Here is a 19,031-nt window from a genome sequence, read left to right as displayed (position 1 = left end):
TAAAAAATCACACCTAGAAACCTACAGAATTACTAAGGCAAAGATTCGAGATATTGCAGGAAGTCGAGCAATTCTACTTGATTTAAGAAATGGCGCGCTTCTTTGCCATAACCTTGTTTGAGATAATCTTTTCCTTGGTTGGGAGTCCAGTTCAACCGCTTGATTTCCTCAGTAGTTCTGCTGTAGATTTCCAGATATTCTAGGAAATCTACCAACTGTTCGGTAGAAAGCTCTCTCTGAGACGACTTGCCGTAATTGTGTTCGAGACAGTCGCTTTCCTGTTTTTTCTTCCATTGCAGGCGTTTGAGGATGGCATCTATTTGGGCGATCGTATCAGAATTATCCTCGATCGCATCGCTGGGGATTCCCACCGCGATCGGTTGCAATTCCCTGACTTCGGCCGCACCCTGTAGCAGTTCACTTTCGCTAGAAGTCGGTACATCCAGTTCCTGAAGGGGTTCGCCGTAGCTAGAAGAAAGCCAAGCGTCCGAGTCTAACTGCTTTGGTACAAATCCAGTAGCCTCGACGCGATCAACCGTTGGCGGCAGCGGTTCCGGTACAGGTGCGATCGGCTCTTCATTTAATTTCGCTTCAGTCTTGACAAAATTGCTTTGATGTGTATCAGGCACTTTGTCGGCAACAGGCATTTCTAGAACCGGAAGAGGAACACTTGTCGGCCCAACAGGAACCGGAACAGCAGGAGGAGGGGGAGGGGGAGGAGCAACTGGAGCAACTGGAGCAACGGAAGCAACCGGAGCAATCGGAGCAACTGGTGCAACCGGAGCCGGATCAACACTCGCGATCGCACGATCGGGCGCAGCAAATCCAAGGACAGCGATCGCTCGCAACCGGGCGCGGTCTTCAGCATCCTCAACAGACTCAGCAGCCGACATAGCCGTAGCCAGAGTTTTGCCGTCAACCTGAACCAGACAGCGAACAACAAACTTACCGTGATGAACAGTCAGCAACTCACAAATTAACTGTCCAGCGGGATAAAGGGCGCGAAATTCAGCAAACATAATTTTTTGACCCCGAAACCAGAGGGGGCTTATGACTTAAGTGTAGTACAGCCCTGAGAAAACAATTTTCTGAAAGCACCTATTCAACATACAATAAATTAAAGGTGAGTCATCCGCGCAACCTTAAACGCCACTAAACCCCATGCCACATCCAGCGGTTTAAGCTAACAAGCATCGGGCGTCATTTCTACCTATAGGAGATGACACAGCAACTAAGCAAAAGTAGTAAAAGTCTCCGGTTTGCGTACCTGCACTTTCTACAGCACAGATTGCTCCCGGCCCGCTCGTTGCACCTCCGTCCGCAAGGACAGATCGCGTGCAAAAAACAGGGGCATCGCAGCGGCGAGCTACTAGCAATTTTGCCTTGATCCGGTAAGTTCTTTGCTAAAGCAAGAGGCAAGAGGCACTTCAAAAGGAAGAAGGAACAACGCAGAAGGAAACAAGGCAGAAGCGAGAAATGCACATTTTCTCCCTCTCCATCCCTCCATCGGCTCATCCTCGACTCAAGCCGTTGCTTTCAGTATCGAGCCATCTTTTAAGAACCGACAGAGGCTTTCTAATTCGCGAAGTGCTCGGCGCTGCTGACCTAAAAGCAAACAAACCAACGCTAAAAAATTGTATTGGGGAATAGCGTGCGGGACAGTTTTCTGCACCGTCAGCAGTCAGTTCAATACAGACAGCAGACAATTAGCACGAAGCCGGTGTCGGGAGAGAATCTCAAAAAAAACTCGCGATGAAACAAGGTGGCTGTGCTCGCGTCTCCACCTATCAACCCGCGCATTTGTTGGGAAGCAGGCACTGCGAGGGCCCGAGGGGGTGCGGCTGATTTCGCCAAAATTTAGACTAATTGCTGGAAACAAGAGGATCGATCGCTACATGGAATTTTCTATCGCTGCACTGCTGGCAAATTTTACAGAAGACAAATTAGTGGCTCCAAAAGCATTGGAGAAAAAACTCGACTGCAACGACGCCACCAGTCAACTCAAACTTCAAATCGCATTAGAAGCTCTAGAGAAAATTGGCATATTAGTCAAAGACAAAGGCCGCTATCGCCGAGTAGCTGAAGACGACGTAGTAGAAGCAAAACTGCGCTGTTCGAGCAAAGGATTTTGCTTTGCAATTCAAGACGCCGAAGGCTCAGAAGACGTTTATGTGCGGGAAAGTCACCTCTCGACAGCTTGGAATGGCGATCGAGTCTTAGTCAAAATCATCAAAGAAGGTAGCCGCCGCCGATCGCCCGAAGGCGAAGTCATGCTCATCCTCGAACGCGCCAACCCCTCGGTACTGGCGCGAGTCAAGCAAACCGCCACCCCCACCGGCCGCGTCAGCTACAGAGCAATCCCCCTGGACGATCGCCTGTTGTTTGAACTAGACTTGCTCGCAAACGGCACAAATCTCCAAGAGGCGATCGACCATCTAGTACACGTCGAAGTCAAACGCTACCCCCTCGGCACCCATCGGCCAGTCGGCAAAGTAGTACAGGTACTCGGTTCCGACGCCGAAGCCGCTGACGACCTCGACATCGTATGCTGCAAACACGACTTGCCGCGATCGTTCCCCGCCGCCGTCATCAAAGCAGCGGAAAATTTGCCCAGCAAAGTCAAAAAAACCGACATCAAAAAACGCCTAGATTTGCGTAACATTCTGACTGTTAGCTTCAGCAAAAACGAACCGGCAACAACCAACAGCGAAAACAATGCTCCTCAAGCCCAGGAGGAAAATCTCTCCGAAGGAGGAGGCGAAAAGGAGTTTGACCCGACATCCTTCCTCTCCGATCCGCCAGTGGAACGCGCTTTGTCGATCGAAACCCTGAAGCCCGGCCGCTGGCAAATAGGAATCCACATCAGCGACGCCGCCGAGTACGTGCAGCCAGAAACCCCGATCGACCGCGAAGCCCGCAAGCGAGGCACCGCCGCCCATCTGGGAGAAAAAATCATCGCCGTACTGCCAGAAACCCTCAACGAGCGCTGCTCCCTGCTGCCAGACAGCGAACGGCTGGCCTTCAGCATACTACTCACCCTCGACCAATCAGGAGAACTCCTAGAATACGAAATTCAAACCAGCGTCATTCAAATTGACTACCACCTTACCTACGAGCAAGCTCAAGCAATTCTCGAACCAGGCGATGCCGAAGAGCACCCTTTATCCTCCGCCCTCCGTCCTTTCCTCGATCAACTCGGTGCCGCCTCACAGGCAGCCAGACAGACAAGGCTCAAACGGGGAGCTTTTGAACTAAATTTGCCTGATGCTAACTCTCACTTCGACGACGAAGGCGAATTAGGAGCTTTTGCAACAGCTCCCCCCGCTCAGTCGGCTGTGTCCGAGTTGGTCGTACTCGCCAACCAAGCTGTCGCCACTCACCTGCAAGCCTTGGGAGTCCCAGCAATTTACCGTGTCCAGCCGATGCCAGACCCGGCAGACATTCAAGAGTTCATCAAACTCTCCAACAACCTCGGAGGCGAACTGTATCTCGAAACCGAAGAAGAAGTTTTGCCTTTGGACTTTCAGCGATTTACCCAGCAGTTTGCCGGCCTGAAGTCCGAAAGAGTTCTCACCTACCTGCTTGAAGACACCATGAAGCCTGCTGTTTACAGCACAACTCCCAAGCCACACTTCGGTTTGGGGCTGTCAGAGGGTTACACGCGCTGCACTTCGCCGCTTTCGCGCTATGCCGATTTGCTGGTACTGCGGGTGTTGCAAGCGGTGTTCGAGCAAGGCCGCAGCAGCCGCACAACACGGGCTAAGGAAAAAGTTGACTTGCACCATTCCTCCTGTCACGGTCAAATTACTTGGAATGTTCTCCCCCCAGATTTGCACCACGAATTTGAGACAGAGTTTGCATCGGCCGTGGTACACCTGACGGAACGCGAAAGGGTTGCTGAGGATGCTGAAAGCGATTTGCAGGGATTGAAGAAAACGGGATTGATGAAAGAACGCACCGGCCAAACTTTCCAGGGTTTGATTACAGGTGTGCAGTCTTACGGTTTCTTTGTGGAAATTGAGGTACGGCCGCCGGAGAGCGATATTCTGCGAGTTGAAGGACTGGTACACGTTTCTTCGCTGAAGGATGACTGGTACGAATATCGATCGCGCCAGCAAACTCTGGTGGGCCGCAAAAACCGCAATCAGTACCGTTTGGGCGATCGGGTAGAAGTTCAAGTCAAGAGTGTTGACTACTACCGCCAGCAAATTGATTTAGTTGCAGTTGGTGGCGGCAGTCAAGCTTTTGATGATGATGAATAATCAGTTGACAGTTGACAGTTGACTGTTGACGGTTAACTGTTATTAATACTTAGTTGTCAGTGTCTAGCAACTAAGTATTAATGGACTACCAACTAGACTCAAAAATCATCAAAAAATAATTCATGACTAATATCAAATCCGGTAGCAGCGTCGGGCGTACAATCCCGTCAAAACTCGACACTCACGGACGGTGTAACCGGAATTTATATAACTTATCTGCGTTAATTTGTGTTAATCTGCCTATATCTGCGGTTTAAAAAAGAGAATTTCTTCACCGCAGATGACAAGGGATGGACGCTGATTTACGCAGATGAAGATAAGAGATTTATGAATAATTCCTATGCTAACAGATTTGATATAACAACTAATTACTAACAGTCAACAGTCAACTAAAAAATAACTAATGACGAATAACTACCCCCTCATTGTAGGAGTTACCGGTGCATCGGGACTGATTTATGCGGTGCGAACATTGAAATATTTGTTGGAAGCCGATCGCGCGATCGAACTGGTCGCTTCCAAGTCTACTTACATGGTTTGGCAAAGCGAACAGAACACGCGAATGCCCGCCGAACCGACGCTACAAGAGGAATTCTGGCGGGAACAAGCAGGAGTAGCCACAATGGGTAAACTTCGGTGTCATCCCTGGCAAGATGTCGGTGCTAATATTGCTAGTGGCTCCTTTCGCACTCAAGGGATGATGATTATTCCCTGTAGCATGAGTACGCTGGGCAAGTTGGCGGCTGGCTTGAGCTCGGATTTGCTCGAAAGAGCGGCCGACGTTCAGCTCAAGGAAGGGCGAAAATTGGTACTCGTGCCTCGCGAAACGCCTTTTAGCTTGATCCACCTGCGGAATTTGACTACCTTGGCGGAAGCTGGAGCTAGAATTGTACCAGCGATTCCTGCTTGGTATCACAATCCGCAAACTATTGAAGATTTGGTAGACTTTGTGGTGGCTCGCGCTTTAGACCAGTTGGGGATTGATTGCGTTCCTCTCAAACGCTGGAAAGAAGAAGAAGGGAGTTAGTTGACAGTTGACCGTTGACAGTTGACAGTTTGTTATTTGTTATTGATGATTTGTTAGTTTTAATTAGCAATTACCAATTAGCAATTACCAATTACCAATTACCAATATTTTTAATATGCGACCTGTATTTTTGCTAGTAATTGTGGTGGGGCTAACTATTTTTGCCCTGCAAAATGTGGAGCCGGCCTTATCGCTGGTGTTTTTGGGAGTTCGATCGCCTGCTGTGCCCTTATCTATCTGGATTTTGCTGAGCATGGCGGTGGGAGCTCTCACATCTTTATTGATTTCTGGTTTGCTGGCTTTTGCAAATTACCTATCTCTAACGGCAGACCGCGCCGGCCGATCCAGTCGCAGCCGTCCCGATACTTTCCCAGAGGACAGGAGAACGCCTTACACGCCGCCTCCCCCTCCTAGAAAGCTGGAAATTGACCCGGATCTGAATAGGGAAAATAGTCAAACTCAGGCTGCTGGTTCCTACCGAACTGAGTACGGCACGTCGGCTGGTTACAGTGCCGGGACTTTCCTGCAAGAAACTCCGAACCCGGATGGGGCGAAGAATTACGCTCAACCGGGGGCTTATGCAGCAGACGATGAGGACGATTGGGTCTCAGATGGCTCAAAATCCGGCTCTCAAGGGGGTGATGACGATTGGGGGGACGATCGCGATTTTCCCGATCGACCGCAGGTAAATGATGTTCCAGCGGCAAATCCGAGGGCTTACGAAGCTCAGCAGGAACCGAAAAGCAAGTCTTGGGCTGGCTCAGTATACTCTTACGGCTATCGAGATCCGAGCCAGTCTGGGGTGGGACAAACTGAGTCTGTATACGATGCCGAGTATCGAGTGATCGTTCCTCCGGGAGGGGAGAGTCCTAAACCCGCTGATGAACCACCTATAAATCCTCTTGCAGAAGCAGAGGATGATTGGGGATTGGATGAGGGTGATGAGTTTGATGACGATGATGGCCCCAGTGGCAGATCAATTAACCTGAAAAAATAGAAAAATATCGGAGGATTTGGCAGTGGATGGGTTGAGGGGAGTAAATATCTATCTTGTCGGGATGATGGGTGCGGGGAAAACAACGGTAGGGCGGATTTTGGCAAAAAAATTAAAATACCGTTTTTTTGATACTGATGAACTAATTGTTCGAGTTGCTAATCAGTCAATTGCTGAGATTTTCGATCGAGAAGGGGAAGAGGCTTTTCGGGAACTAGAAACTAAAGTGCTCGGCGAATTGTCTGCGTATCAAAATTCGGTCGTGGCTACGGGCGGCGGTATTGTGACGCGATCGATGAATTGGGGTTACTTGCACTACGGTGTCGTGGTTTGGCTGGATGTGCCTGTAGATCAATTGTACGATCGACTGCGTTCAGACACCGCTCGACCCCTACTGCAGGAGGGCGAGATCAAATCTAAGCTGCAAAGCCTTTTGAAAGAGCGAGAGCGTTTCTACACTCAAGCAGATGTCCGAGTCTATGCTGGTGTGGGGGAAAGGCCTGAAGCAGTGGCGACTAGGGCGATCGAGGAAATCCAAAAAGTTATCAAATCAGAAACCGGGCCTGATCTCAATTGATACATTCAGAAACCGGGTTTGTGGGAAAATAACAGCTTTTTAAAGACTGTTGATATTAGTTCCCAAAAATAATGCAACCCTAAGCAAGCTCCAAACCACCAGCTTCATCAGTTATTCCCCAAATCTAAAATCTAAAATCTAAAATCTAAAATTGTATGACTTCGGTAAAAATACTGATTTTTGTCTGAGTGTGTCCGTTTAACTACCCCATATTTTGAAATCCACCGGGTTTGAGTGGATGTAATGCGTAAGTTTTATAGGTATGAGGATGTGGCGATGCGGAGATTTTATACAAGAACTAATGCCAGAATCATCTGATTAGTTAAAGCCGGCTATTGAGTTATCCCTAAAAATAAAATGGCCCCACCGCTGAAGGGCTGTAGGGCGCAAGGACAGTTAAACGCTAACTTGATTGTCGGGAAATTTAGCATCAATGATACCCTGCTATGTGACGATTTTACGATCGTCCATTCACTCATCAACTCTCCCGTATCAAAAAATGTAACCCAGCACCGATCTAATTCAACCTGTCCTATTCTAAAAACAATACCTCATGCATTCTGACTAGCAGCTCCCTAAAGCTGCTTTTTTATTGCGATAAGTTTTTGGCTGCGGGACTTGCGGGCTCTTGGCAATAACATTTTGAGCAACAGTCGCTACAGTTCAATACTGCCCTAGGGGTTTTCAGTTCCACTCCCGGTTTGTCGGTAATTAGTAATTGGTAATTAGTAATTGGGAATTAGTAACGCCCAACGGGGAATCGGCAATTGAGATGCTGTACCTCACCAGGCTTGAAAACTGCTATGATTACGGCGCGGAACGGGGAATTAATCCGGTGAGGGATTGAAAAAAAATAAGCTGTATTTATTGAATTGATGGGCGATCTGATAGTTTTTGGCTAAATATCAGTTGCGAGTTATAGAATTTGGTTGGATGAATTTCCCGTTCCTCATTAAGAGAATACGAGCCTGCCTGTTTTTAACCAAAACTCCAGAGTTCCGCCCAGCCCCACACCTGTTAAAGCAATGGTAGCTAATACCGCAAAAGCCCGCCAATTCTTCCAACCAGACATTTGAATATCGAGTCTTGCCAAAGCTCCGGCTGAAATCAAAAGTAAACAAGTAGCAAAAAGGTGCATCCAAGCAAAAACTACCACTGCCACAAAAGCTCCTACAATAATAGAAAGAAAAGCACCAATATCACTCGAAAACCACCGAAAAATTAAGGCTTTTATGTCTCTCAGCGGGAACGACAAGGCGGCCGCCAACACTAGAATTGAAGCTATGGCTAGAAACCAAGTCAGGTGCGGGGGAACATCAAACTCCGATAATTTCCAGCCAAAAGTGAAATAAGTAACAAAAAGTAGAGTTAGGGAAACCCAAGAGTTTTTTTTCATCCAATGGCACAATTAGGAGAACCAGGGAAAAAAGATGATGCTTCCGATGAGTGTGTACAGTTTCTAGAGGTTAGTAGAAATAGCTTGCACCGGACAAGTAGGGATGCACTGCTCGCAAACGATACACCGCGATCGAGCAAAACTTAGTTTAAAGCTTTCTGGGTCAAGGGTCAAGGCTTCCGTCGGGCAAACTCCCGTACACAAACCGCAGTGAACGCAGATATCTTCGTCTATGAGTATTTCCCGACTGGCTAGGGAAACGCCGATATTTTGCGATCGCATCCAGTCGATCGCCGCTTCTAGTTGGTCGATGTCCCCTGATAACTCTAGCACCAGTTTGCCCACTTGATTAGGAGCTACCTGAGCACGGATAATGTTGGCTGCAACATTAAAATCCTTTGCCAGTCGATAGGTGACAGGCATTTGGATCGATCGTTGGGGAAACGTCAGTGTTACCCGTTTTTTCACCCTGCAAGTCCTCGGTAATTTACAAACAATCTTTGTTATCTTCTGTTTTAGCGCACTTAATCTAATTACTGCCTTTAGCACAAATTTTTATGAGATGGGTCTGATTATCTCAAAGTGTGCTATAATCTGAATCTATTATTTAAAATAAAAACATAGAAATCAAAGCGCAATTTATTTTATGACCCAGAATTCGCCCAAGTCAACTGTCGCCCCCGTCGCCAAAAATCCCGAAACAAAAGTCGCCACGCGCATCAGAAACTTATTGATCGTGTTAACAGCGATCGCCCTTTCAATATCCATCTTCTTCGGGCTGCAAACCCAAACACCGTCAAGCAGTCTCACCGACATGGCAAAAGCTTCAACGCCATTAGAAACAGCTTTGGTAAATGGGAAACCGACACTCATGGAATTTTATGCTAATTGGTGCGCTAGCTGTCAGGCAATGGCTAACGATTTGAGCGAAATTAAACAGAAATATGCCGAACCGCTAAATTTTGTGATGCTGAATGTAGACAATGACAAATGGCTGCCAGAAATCACCAAATATCGAGTAGACGGCATTCCGCACTTTGTCTACTTGAACGATAAAGGCAGCGCCGTTGCTGAAACGATGGGCGAAATGCCGCGCAGTATTATGGAAGCTAACTTAGAAGCTTTAATTGCAGGAAAACCTCTGCCACACGCCCAAGCTGGCGGTCAAGTTTCTAATTTTACTCCCCCCACAGGGCCTGTGAAAACAAGTAGCTCCGACCCCCGCGTCCACGGCTCTCAAGTACAGTAAAAGAAGGAAGTTCGGCAACGGATTCGCTCCACGAATGTAACGGATGTAACGGATGTCAGTTCGATGGAAGTCGGAAGTCGGAAGAAGAAGAAGAAGAAGAAGGAAGAGAGAAAAGGGAAGAAAACTTTAGGAACAGGCAAGATGCCTGTTCCACCAAAAAGTTTATTTGTTGTGGAACAGGCATCTTGCCTGTTCCTGATGGCGATAACTTATAGAGATTCAAAATCCCCTCGCAATTTCTGCCAATCTGCATTTTGGGCGATCAACTACCTCTAAAGGAATATTCAAAAAAACATTTTTGACAATTTATTAAAATTTATTATACTACTTGTCAGGTGCAGAGCGTAAATATTCTCTCACTGCCTATACAAAATAAAGCCTGAGCGAAAACAATTTGGTCGCCAGCCCCGCGATTCATTCCTTTGCAGGCTGGCTGACTGGGTAAACTTTTCAATTCAAAAATCTAAAATCTAAAATCAAATGACCCCCGACAAACCCGGATTCAGCATTAGCGCGACCGCCATCCGTCGCCATATTGGCACCCTCATGCTGACACTTGCTATTATAATCGTGGGCTTTTTCTACATCACCCAACTGCCCGTTGACTTGCTACCATCCATTACCTATCCCCGCATCGGCGTTCGCTTAAACGCCCCAGGCGTCTCCCCAGAAGTAGCAATAGACGAAGTTACCCGCCCACTTGAACAAGGACTTTCCGCCACTGAAGGCGTCATGCAAGTTTTCTCGCGGACTCGCGAAGGACAAGTCAGCGTCGATTTATTTTTCAAACCCGGGGGCAACATCGACCAGGCCCTCAACGACGCCACCGCCGCGGTCAACCGCATCCGCAACCGACTTCCCGATACAGTTGAATCGCCCACTCTCTTCAAAGTTGACCCTTCCCAGCAGCCGATTTACGAATTTGCCCTCACTTCCAACTCATTGCAAGGAGTTGATTTGCGCGTATTTGCCGACGAAGAATTATCCAGAGAATTAAACGTAATTCCAGGAATCGCAGCAATTGACGTTGCCGGCGGCGTGCAAGAAGAAATTCAAGTAAATATTGACTTAAATCGCTTGCAATCTTTAGGGGTCAGTATTTCCGACGTTTTATCAGCCCTCGAATCCCGCAACCTCGACACTTCCGGCGGGCGCCTGCGGCAAGAAGCAGCGGAACCTTTAACCCGTACCGTCGGGCGATTTAAGAACGCCAAAGAAATTCAGGCAATTTCCTTTCAAGCATCGGGTTCTAATCCACCCAAACGAGTGTTTTTGCGCGATTTTGCTCAGGTAATTGACGGTACAGAAGAAGAGCGAGTTAAAGTATTTCTCAATCAGAAAGCAGCCGTAAAAATTAGCATTCAAAAGCAGCCGGACGCGAATACAATCTCAGTTGTAGACGGCATCAAAAAGCGGCTAGAAGAATTAAAAGAATCCGGGGTAATTCCCGAAGGCACGACTATCGTCAATACCTTCGACGAGTCTAAGTTTATCCGCGATTCTATTAGCAATGTCCTATTTTCTGGTTTAACCGGGGCTGTTTTAGCGGGGGCATCTGTATTGCTTTTTCTCGCTTCCCTTCGCCAAACTTTGATTATTGTCCTAGCAATTCCCCTCGCAACTTTAATGGCGATTATTCTGATGGGAGTTTTTGGCCTATCTCTGAACGTTTTCAGTTTGGGCGGTTTGGCGCTGGGTGTGGGAATTGTGGTCGATAACTCGATCGTGATGCTGGAGAATATTGTCGAAGGAACCAGCAATAAAAACAGTGCCAATGGCAAGCAGCGCTTAAGTAACAAGCAGTTGATGCAGCAAGCAGAAAAAAGCAGCCAAGAATTAGAATCAGCTTTATTTGCTTCCACCATCACTAACTTAGTTGCTGTACTGCCATTTTTGCTAATAGGCGGCTTAGTTTCCTTACTTTTCAACGAATTAATTCTTACCATCAGCTTTTCCGTCGCCGCCTCTCTGATTGTCGGATTGACAGTTGTACCGATGATGGCTTCTCGACTGCTAGCGCTGCGGGTATCCAGCGGTTTGAGCAACTTTTGGCCGCTGCGGGCATTCGATCGAGCTTTTACCAATGCTACCGCCGGTTACGGTAAATTTTTATCGGGCATAGTGCGGTGGCGGTTGATTATCATTGCAGTAGCGATTATTGGATTGGGCGGTGGCAGTTGGCTGATGGCTGGTCAAATCCCCCAAGAAATATTGCCCAGAATTAATACCGGTCAAGCGAGATTGTTTGCTTTGTTTCCTGCCGGCACAAATTTGGCAACCAACCAAAGAATCATGGCAGAAGCGGATAAAATTATCCTCAGCCAACCAGAAACTCAATACACTTTGACGACGGTGGGCGGGCTGTTGTTCGGCAACAATACGGTTGAGAATGTGCTGCGCGGCGGCTGCAACATTACGCTGAAACCTGGCACCAATACATTGGATTTTGTGCAGCGAGTTACGAAAGAATTGAATAAAAAAATTGATTTGCCCAAAAATACTCGTTTGCGTCTGAATCCAGAAAATGTGCGGGGTTTGGTTTTAACTAATTCGCCAGTACGGGGCGCGGAAGTTGATGTCCTACTTCAGGGCGAAAACGAACAAATATTGCAGCAAACTGGCCGCGAGATATTGGCAACTTTGGATCAGAAGGTAACTTTAGCTACTTTTCGCCCGGATGGAGACCCGCAGCAGACGGAAGTGCAGATTCGCCCCAACTGGGAACAAGCGGAAATCTACGGGTTGAATGCGAGGCAAATTGGAGAGGCGATTCAGACAGCAATTCAAGGTTCTGTTCCTACCCAATTGCAGCGGGGAAACCGTTTGGTTGATGTGCGGGTACAGTTCGATCGGGCTGCTGTTCAATCGATTTCTGCACTAAAATTTATCCCTTTAACTGCTAGGGATAACAGCATTATCCGCTTGAGCGATGTGGCGAATATTGAACTGGGAAAGGCGCCTGGGGAAATTCAAAGGCTTAACCAGCGCCAAGTTTTCCTGATTGCTGGGAATGTTAATAAGGGCGCGAGTTTGGGCGAGGCTTTGAAACAAGTGGATGAAGTTTTGTCGGAAATCAAATTGCCACCAGGAGTGCGAGTTATACCGAGTTCGGCGGCGGAAACTAACCGGGAATTGCAAAGTTCGCTGATTGTTTTGGGATCTTTGGCGGCGTTTTTGGTATTTGTGGTGATGGCGGTGCAGTACAATTCGCTTGTCGATCCGCTGGTGATTATGTTAACGGTGCCGCTGGCTTTGGCTGGGGGGATTTTCGGGTTGTATGCGACTAAAACTGCGATCGGCGCAACGGTGATTGTGGGGGCGATTTTGCTGGTGGGAATTGTGGTAAATAATGCGATTATTATGGTGGAGTTGGCGAACCAAATTCTGGAAGATGAAAAGGTTGATCGCGCCACAGCAATTCTTAAAGCTGCACCTCAGCGCTTGCGTCCGATTTTGATGACAACTATTACCACAGTTTTGGGTTTATTTCCCCTAGCTTTGGGCATTGGAGACGGTTCGGAATTCTTGCAACCGCTGGGTGTGGTGGTGTTTTCCGGTTTGTCGCTGGCGACGCTGCTGACCCTGTTTATTATTCCGTGTTTTTACATTTTGCTGCACGATTTCTTCGGGATATTTGCAGGGAATAAGAAACCGCAGGTGGTCGCTATTCCTGTGCAGAAGGCGGGGAGAAAGAATGCGAATTTGTAAAATGTAGCGTCAGCAAATACGCACTTTCCCGCAATCCGGCAGGGGTTTAAACCCCTGCCTCATAGCGAAAGTCGGTTAAAAACCGACTGCTGATTGTGAGGGAAAGCCTTATCAATTTCAGTCCTCTTTTAGAGGACTTTTGCTATGAGACAGGGAATGAATTCCCTGTCGGGCTGTCGGATTTACCAACAATACTGGTACTGCATTTGATGTTAAGCTGACGCGCCCTAATAAAATCACCCAGTAAGGTGAATTTGACATCATAAATCATTTATGCTACAATATATACTACATAACAATAAGCAAAACAAACTTAAACAAAAATGCCCTACGAAAAATTAGACATATCAGCCCCAAAACCAGTATTATCTTGGGCAAATCACGCCCTAGGCGAAAAAGAAACCAAGATGACCGCAAACGTAGCATCTTTGCCCTTTGTATTCAAACACGTCGCACTAATGCCCGACGTACATTTAGGAAAAGGTGCTTTAGTCGGTTCAGTAATTGCCACAAAAGAAGCGATTATTCCGGCTGCTGTGGGCGTTGATATTGGTTGCGGGATTGCTGCCATTAAAATGCCATTCAAGGCTCACAAATTAGAAGGCAAACTCAAACAAATTCGCCTCGATATCGAAGCCGCAATTCCTGTCGGATTTTCCGAAAACAAAGAAGTAGAAACAACAGTCACCAACTGGCAAGGATGGGGCGAGTTTAAGGAACTTCATCAAGGTGTGCAGCACCAAAACAATAAAGCCTTAAAACAAATGGGTTCCCTCGGCGGCGGCAATCATTTTATTGAGGTTTGCGTTGATACTGAAAACTTTGTTTGGCTGATGCTGCATTCCGGTTCTCGCGGCATTGGAAATTTGCTCGCACAGCAGCACATCGAGACTGCTAAAGATTTAGCTAAACTGGCAGAAATTAATCTTGCTGACAAAGATTTGGCTTATTTTGTAGCGGGTACGCGGGAGTTTGCCGCTTACTGGCACGATTTGCAGTGGGCGCAAGATTATGCTCGTTTTAATCGCGATGTAATGATGAATCGGTTTAAGCGAATTGTGGAAAAGCACGTCGCGGGCGGCAAATCTGTTAAGCCGTTATTAGAGGTGAATTGCCACCACAATTACGCGGAAAAAGAGGTGCATTTTGGGGAAGATGTGTATGTGACTCGCAAGGGTGCCGTGCGCGCGGATGTTGAGGATTACGGGATTATTCCGGGCTCGATGGGGGCGAAATCTTTCATTGTTAAAGGGAAGGGTAATGCTGAAAGTTACTGTAGTTGCAGTCACGGTGCGGGGCGCTTGATGTCTCGCAATCAAGCGAAAAATGTATTTACTCTCGATGATTTTGTGCGCCAGACTGAGGGGGTTGAGTGCCGGAAAGATGAGCAATTTTTAGATGAAATTCCGGGGGCTTATAAGCCGATTGATGAGGTGATGAGTCAGCAGTCAGATTTGGTGGAAGTTGTGGCGACTTTGAAGCAGGTGGTTTGTGTCAAGGGTTGACAGAAACTGGTTTATTCTTTTATATGTTGCACCATTCTCAATTAGCCTTTTATGAACAGGCAAGATGCCTGTTCCACAAAGAGTAGATTTTCTTGTGGGGAGTAGGGGTTGGGCTTCTAGCCCGCCCAAAAAAGGATTATTGAGAATGGTGCAATATCTCAGTTTATTTGTACTTCACTTAGGAATGAGAATTAAATAACTTCCACTCTTGAAAGTGGGATGGGCGTCCCGCCCGTCCTTTTTGGACGGGCGGGACGCCCATCCCACAATAACAATTAAAATTGTAAGTTATTTAATTCGCGATCCTTAGCTAAAAATTGCTTTATGGGAAGAAGGGGGAAATTGAGCTTAACTCGATTTCCCCCCTCTTGACAAACGCTTTGTTTTCTGAAGCTTTTTCTCTAACAGACCATCTGTCTCGACTCAATTTCTAGCAAGCGCAGCAGTGTTTCATCGCCCTTGGCTTTGGCTGCTTCCTTTCTACGATCGAGAATATTGCAAATATTCGCCTGATGGACTTGCGCCACTTCCACAACTGTTGGGTAATAATCCACCGCCCCTGAGGCGCGAGCTGCTGCGACATCGCCAGCTTGAGCATCTCGCTTTTTGGTATGGTTTGGGCCGCCGTATTTTCTGGGGTTGGGAATGTGTCTCGGATACCGATAGTTCCAGTTTTGACCCCGATATTTGCCTGCGACTTCCCCTTCGATCATATCGACTGTCGGAATGTCGTACTCGTAGTTTGAACCGCGATAAGTGAGTTTCATATTTTTTGATCCTTATATTTATCGAGATAAAAAGGGCAATCAGGTCAGCTTTGGTTTTTTTCGCTAAAACATTTTTAGTTTCTGTATTCAATTATACTGTTTTTTTAGATAAATCGCTTTTTTTTACAAAAATTAATATTTTGAGGGAGAGACGGCAAGAAAAAACCCGCCGCAGCGGGTTTAATCGAGTTTTTGACTAATTCGAGCAGCACCCGGAGCGAAACTGCTGCGGTTCCGAAGAACTAGCCGACTGTCACCTGATCGGTTTGCACGTTTGTGGCACCTTCTTCAGCAGAGGCGATCGCCACCAACTTGTCGAGAATTGCCTGACTAGGAACTTGACCTTTGAGAACAACGGTGCTGCTGAGCTGAGCTACATAAACAGTCTCGATATCAGCAACTTCTGCATCGGCGTCAAAAGCTAAAGCAACCCGCTTCGCTAAGCCGCTTTCGTCAAAATTTCCGTCTGGGCCGACTTTAGCAGGAGCGATGGATTGCGCTTGTGCTGCTTGCTGTACTACTTGTGCCATCGGTTCAGCCTGGGGTGCAGGCTTTTCGAGTCCGAACAGTCTTTTAAACCAACCCATAGTAGTTGAGTCTCCTGAAAATACACTTTTTACACAATAGCTCTAGAAGTCCAAAAGACTTGTAATTGTTGCAAAACTCAGTGAAATTTCTCACAATGTTTTCCGGCAGACTTTCACAATCTCAAATCTCCTCTGATATCCAGATGTTGATTTTGCTATTTTATGTATAGGACGCTACGCCTTGGATTGCAGCCCAGTAGTCGAAATAGTTCCCACTTTTACCTTGAAAAAACTTCACAGCGCCCCGGAATACATTCCCGGTTTGTTGAACTACCGGGGACATCTCGTGCGGGTAATCGAACTGTGTTCACTGATACAGGGGACGCTAAACCCGCGCTTAATGGGGGTAGCCCTGGATATACGCTGTCAATCTAATTCTTAACTTTTTAGATAATATTGTTCTGCTTCCGACCAATTGAGTTTAAGCAACGAATCATCTCCCCATGTCAGTTTGAGACTGGGCTTAAAGGCTGTCACCCCTAAAGCGCTAATAATTTGCGCTGCGACAGCTTTCGCCAATAGCGGTGGTACAGAATTTCCGACTTGGCGAAAACCGTGCCATTTGGTGACGTGAAATCTAAACCAGTCAGGATAGGAATGCAGTCGCGCAGCTTCTCTGACTGTAATGCACCGAGGGGCGATCGGGTGAATCGGTCTCGGCGAAGTATAAGCCCCCCTCGCCCTGTCGGTTCCGGCCCTGAGTGTGTTGCAAACTCCGTCAGGGTGAAGCTTGTAAAAACGGCTGATCGGCTCTTTTTCGCCGTGTTTGGCCGCCTGAAACCTTTCTATACATTCCTGAGAATGTTTAGTTCGCAAACTACCAGAGAGGATTTGTCGATCGTATTCGCGATCGTAGGAATAATCATCATCCAAACCCTCAATTCCGCGCATTATACTCCCATAAGTGCTGCACTTTCCATACTCCGCCATCACCCAATCTCGATGCAGCAACTCGCTGTACTTTTCCACTTCCGGCAAATCTCCAATCGCATCCCAAACTGTCGGGACAGTAGGTAAATTAATTTTTTTATAGCGTTTAGGAATTTTAATTTTTGGCAGTATCGTAGTTTGCTGAGGGTATTTTGGTAGCTCATAACCTTCTTTGCACCCAATCAAAAACAATCGTTTGCGAGCTTGCGGCACTCCATAGTTAACAGCGTTGAGAACTTGATAATTTTCTTCTACTTTATAGCCACGTTTCATAAAAGAGCTAATTAAAACATTCAGGAGTTCTTTGTGTTCTCCTGATGCAATTCCCGGCACATTTTCCATTACAAAAAACTTGGGTTTTAGCTCCAAAACTAAACGCTGAAAGTGAAAAATTAAAGAATTTCGTGGGTCGTCCACATCACGCTTGCCCATCATGGAGAATCCTTGACAGGGCGAACCGCTGATTACTACGTCTATCTCGCGCCGCCCGATCGCCGATTTTTTCCGAATTTCTGAGCCCGTAAGCTGTGTGACATCTTTGCACAGAATAGAACACAGCGGGAAATTAAACTCGTGTGTGGCGCAGTGAATAGGGTCAATTTCGACTGAGGCAAGTACATCAAATCCTGCTTGTTCAAAGCCCAGGGTCATGCCACCCGCGCCTGCAAATAAATCAACAGCGATCGGTCGCTTTTTCCGATTGCTTGGCATAACATTTCAATAAAAAAGTTGCTTTAATAGAAATTAAGGAAATCAACCGCGTTTTTGGTAATAAATCGTGGGTTTGTCCACGAGCCAGCCACAAAGGAACCAGGTTTATACATAACCTTTCAATACCAAAATTGCTTTAAGAAGCTGTATTTAATTTGACATTTTTCATTATTTCCGCAGCAGCCCGATCGCACACACCCACATCTCCGAGATTTTCGCGCATTTCCCGATAACCCGCCAAAGTTTGCTGGCGTCGATCGGCATTTTGCAGCAATTCCAGTGCATGGTTCACTATATTTTCCGCAGTCGCCTCGTCTTGCAGCAACTCCGGGACGATCGGCTTCATTTGCACCAAATTGGGCGGAGACATAAAAGGAATCGAAAATTTCAGGACGTGGCGAGCAATAATCGCCGTAATCGGACTGACGCGGTAGGCGACAACTTGCGGAACGTCGAGCAAAGCTAGCTCCAGATTAACAGTACCAGATTTAGCGATCGCCAGATCGGCAGCAGCCAAGATTTCCAGAGTTTGATTTTCTAACAAAGTAGCCCGCAAACCGTAATTCTCGATCGCCTGTTCAATTTTGCTGCGGAAAGCTTTGTTAGCAAGCGGAATCCAAAAATGAACTTCCGGCAATTTAGCTTGAATAATTTGAGCTGCCTCAAATATAACCGGCATCAGGTACTTGAGTTCTTGGTGTCTGGAAGCGGGAATTAGGGCGATCGACACCTGTTCCGGCAAAATTCCCAAAGTTTTGCGGGCAACTTCCCGGCTGGGCGCAGATTGCATTCTATCCACCAAAGGATGACCGACCCAACTCACTTGGGCTCCTTTTTTTTGATAATAACTAGCTTCCTCTGGGAAAATTGCCAAAAGTTGGTCGCAAATACTGACAATCAGATCAGTATTGCGAGGAGAAATCGACCAAACCCATTCTTGAGGTGCGATGTACCAAACCACGGGCAAATCAGGCAAACAGCGACGGATATAGCTGCCAATACCGAGATTAGGAGTCAAATAATCAATCAATACAACAGCATCCGGGCGGAAGTTTTTGAGATATTGTTTAGCTTTTTGCTGAACTTTGATTGTGGGCCAAATGTACGGCACTGATTCTATAAGGCCCATAGAACCAATGCCCAAAGTATCGCCTAAAATAGTAGCACCCGCTTCCGCCATACGAGGGCCGCCCAATCCGGTTATTTCTAACTCCAAACCAGCGGCGACAGCGTAGCGTTTTAAGGCTGCAACTAACAAAGCTCCTTGCAAATCGCCCGAAACCTCACCAGTGCTGATAAAAATTTTCATATTTTGAAT

17 protein-coding genes are annotated in these 19,031 nt (G+C 47.0%); 10 read left to right on the top strand and 7 right to left on the bottom strand.

Annotation, left to right across the window (positions count from 1 at the left end; genetic code table 11):
• Positions 1-32 precede the first annotated feature (32 nt).
• Positions 33-1,019, bottom strand: a complete 987-nt coding sequence (locus QT979_RS10485; protein WP_333309691.1) for a hypothetical protein — start codon at positions 1,017-1,019, stop codon at positions 33-35.
• Between the two features lie 876 nt (positions 1,020-1,895).
• Here QT979_RS10485 and QT979_RS10480 point away from each other — a divergent pair.
• From QT979_RS10480 to QT979_RS10460, 5 genes are all read left to right on the top strand, one after another.
• Entirely contained in the window at positions 1,896-4,262 is a 2,367-nt protein-coding gene (locus tag QT979_RS10480) for a ribonuclease R family protein (RefSeq protein WP_333309688.1), read from the top strand.
• Positions 4,263-4,665: 403 nt separating this feature from the next.
• Positions 4,666-5,289 carry a flavin prenyltransferase UbiX gene (locus QT979_RS10475; protein WP_333209804.1) on the top strand — a complete coding sequence of 208 codons (624 nt, stop codon included), beginning with the start codon at positions 4,666-4,668 and terminating at the stop codon, positions 5,287-5,289.
• Between the two features lie 115 nt (positions 5,290-5,404).
• Positions 5,405-6,286, top strand: coding sequence for a LapA family protein (locus QT979_RS10470; protein ID WP_333309685.1), 882 nt, complete (start codon positions 5,405-5,407; stop codon positions 6,284-6,286).
• 22 nt (positions 6,287-6,308) lie between these two features.
• Positions 6,309-6,860 (top strand): shikimate kinase, encoded by a 552-nt coding sequence (locus tag QT979_RS10465; RefSeq protein WP_333209801.1) that lies wholly within the window; start codon positions 6,309-6,311, stop codon positions 6,858-6,860.
• A 718-nt stretch (positions 6,861-7,578) separates the two neighbouring features.
• Positions 7,579-7,707, top strand: coding sequence for a hypothetical protein (locus tag QT979_RS10460; protein ID WP_333209799.1), 129 nt, complete (start codon positions 7,579-7,581; stop codon positions 7,705-7,707).
• Between the two features lie 105 nt (positions 7,708-7,812).
• Here QT979_RS10460 and QT979_RS10455 read toward each other — a convergent pair whose 3' ends face one another.
• A complete protein-coding gene (locus QT979_RS10455; RefSeq protein WP_333209797.1) occupies positions 7,813-8,256 on the bottom strand; it encodes a hypothetical protein in 444 nt (147 codons plus the stop codon).
• A gap of 63 nt (positions 8,257-8,319) precedes the next feature.
• Positions 8,320-8,724 carry an NIL domain-containing protein gene (locus QT979_RS10450; RefSeq protein ID WP_006635751.1) on the bottom strand — a complete coding sequence of 135 codons (405 nt, stop codon included), beginning with the start codon at positions 8,722-8,724 and terminating at the stop codon, positions 8,320-8,322.
• 178 nt (positions 8,725-8,902) lie between these two features.
• Here QT979_RS10450 and QT979_RS10445 point away from each other — a divergent pair, with 178 nt between their 5' ends.
• From QT979_RS10445 to QT979_RS10430, 4 genes are all read left to right on the top strand, one after another.
• Complete coding sequence (locus tag QT979_RS10445; protein ID WP_333309681.1) at positions 8,903-9,505, top strand: thioredoxin family protein; 603 nt, start codon at positions 8,903-8,905, stop codon at positions 9,503-9,505.
• Between the two features lie 63 nt (positions 9,506-9,568).
• Positions 9,569-9,781, top strand: coding sequence for a hypothetical protein (locus QT979_RS10440; protein ID WP_333309679.1), 213 nt, complete (start codon positions 9,569-9,571; stop codon positions 9,779-9,781).
• Positions 9,782-9,985: 204 nt separating this feature from the next.
• Positions 9,986-13,213: an efflux RND transporter permease subunit gene (locus QT979_RS10435; protein ID WP_333309676.1), complete on the top strand. Its 3,228-nt coding sequence runs from the start codon at positions 9,986-9,988 to the stop codon at positions 13,211-13,213.
• Between the two features lie 407 nt (positions 13,214-13,620).
• The gene (locus tag QT979_RS10430; protein WP_445301811.1) at positions 13,621-14,718 is read left to right on the top strand and encodes an RtcB family protein; all 1,098 of its coding nucleotides are present in this window, start codon (positions 13,621-13,623) and stop codon (positions 14,716-14,718) included.
• A 401-nt stretch (positions 14,719-15,119) separates the two neighbouring features.
• Here QT979_RS10430 and QT979_RS10425 read toward each other — a convergent pair whose 3' ends face one another.
• Positions 15,120-15,485 (bottom strand): DUF4278 domain-containing protein, encoded by a 366-nt coding sequence (locus QT979_RS10425; RefSeq protein WP_333291909.1) that lies wholly within the window; start codon positions 15,483-15,485, stop codon positions 15,120-15,122.
• A gap of 242 nt (positions 15,486-15,727) precedes the next feature.
• Entirely contained in the window at positions 15,728-16,072 is a 345-nt protein-coding gene (locus QT979_RS10420; protein WP_333209786.1) for a BON domain-containing protein, read from the bottom strand.
• Positions 16,073-16,253: 181 nt separating this feature from the next.
• Here QT979_RS10420 and QT979_RS10415 point away from each other — a divergent pair, with 181 nt between their 5' ends.
• Entirely contained in the window at positions 16,254-16,454 is a 201-nt protein-coding gene (locus QT979_RS10415; protein ID WP_333209784.1) for a chemotaxis protein CheW, read from the top strand.
• On the opposite strand, the gene QT979_RS10410 is transcribed toward QT979_RS10415, so the two are convergent.
• A complete protein-coding gene (locus tag QT979_RS10410; RefSeq protein WP_333209782.1) occupies positions 16,451-17,713 on the bottom strand; it encodes a DNA cytosine methyltransferase in 1,263 nt (420 codons plus the stop codon). The genes QT979_RS10415 and QT979_RS10410 overlap by 4 nt on opposite strands.
• 136 nt (positions 17,714-17,849) lie before the next feature.
• Positions 17,850-19,022, bottom strand: coding sequence for a lipid-A-disaccharide synthase (gene lpxB, locus QT979_RS10405; protein ID WP_333209781.1), 1,173 nt, complete (start codon positions 19,020-19,022; stop codon positions 17,850-17,852).
• Between the last annotated feature and the right edge of the window lie 9 nt (positions 19,023-19,031).

The sequence above is a fragment of the Microcoleus sp. w2-18bC1 genome, from assembly GCF_036700365.1.
In the GTDB taxonomy this organism is placed as follows: domain Bacteria; phylum Cyanobacteriota; class Cyanobacteriia; order Cyanobacteriales; family Microcoleaceae; genus Microcoleus.
This window is presented reverse-complemented; position numbering and strand designations above follow the sequence as displayed.

Bases quoted from the DNA above. Each gene is read 5' to 3' on its own strand.
- QT979_RS10475 (WP_333209804.1), top strand. From the start codon at position 4,666: ATGACGAATAACTACCCCCTCATTGTAGGAGTTACCGGTGCATCGGGA.
- QT979_RS10435 (WP_333309676.1), top strand. From the start codon at position 9,986: ATGACCCCCGACAAACCCGGATTCAGCATTAGCGCGACCGCCATCCGT.
- QT979_RS10425 (WP_333291909.1), bottom strand. From the start codon at position 15,485: ATGAAACTCACTTATCGCGGTTCAAACTACGAGTACGACATTCCGACA.
- QT979_RS10470 (WP_333309685.1), top strand. From the start codon at position 5,405: ATGCGACCTGTATTTTTGCTAGTAATTGTGGTGGGGCTAACTATTTTT.
- QT979_RS10410 (WP_333209782.1), bottom strand. From the start codon at position 17,713: ATGCCAAGCAATCGGAAAAAGCGACCGATCGCTGTTGATTTATTTGCA.
- QT979_RS10430 (WP_445301811.1), top strand. From the start codon at position 13,621: ATGACCGCAAACGTAGCATCTTTGCCCTTTGTATTCAAACACGTCGCA.
- QT979_RS10455 (WP_333209797.1), bottom strand. From the start codon at position 8,256: ATGAAAAAAAACTCTTGGGTTTCCCTAACTCTACTTTTTGTTACTTAT.
- QT979_RS10485 (WP_333309691.1), bottom strand. From the start codon at position 1,019: ATGTTTGCTGAATTTCGCGCCCTTTATCCCGCTGGACAGTTAATTTGT.
- QT979_RS10440 (WP_333309679.1), top strand. From the start codon at position 9,569: ATGGAAGTCGGAAGTCGGAAGAAGAAGAAGAAGAAGAAGGAAGAGAGA.
- QT979_RS10445 (WP_333309681.1), top strand. From the start codon at position 8,903: ATGACCCAGAATTCGCCCAAGTCAACTGTCGCCCCCGTCGCCAAAAAT.
- QT979_RS10480 (WP_333309688.1), top strand. From the start codon at position 1,896: ATGGAATTTTCTATCGCTGCACTGCTGGCAAATTTTACAGAAGACAAA.
- lpxB (WP_333209781.1), bottom strand. From the start codon at position 19,022: ATGAAAATTTTTATCAGCACTGGTGAGGTTTCGGGCGATTTGCAAGGA.
- QT979_RS10420 (WP_333209786.1), bottom strand. From the start codon at position 16,072: ATGGGTTGGTTTAAAAGACTGTTCGGACTCGAAAAGCCTGCACCCCAG.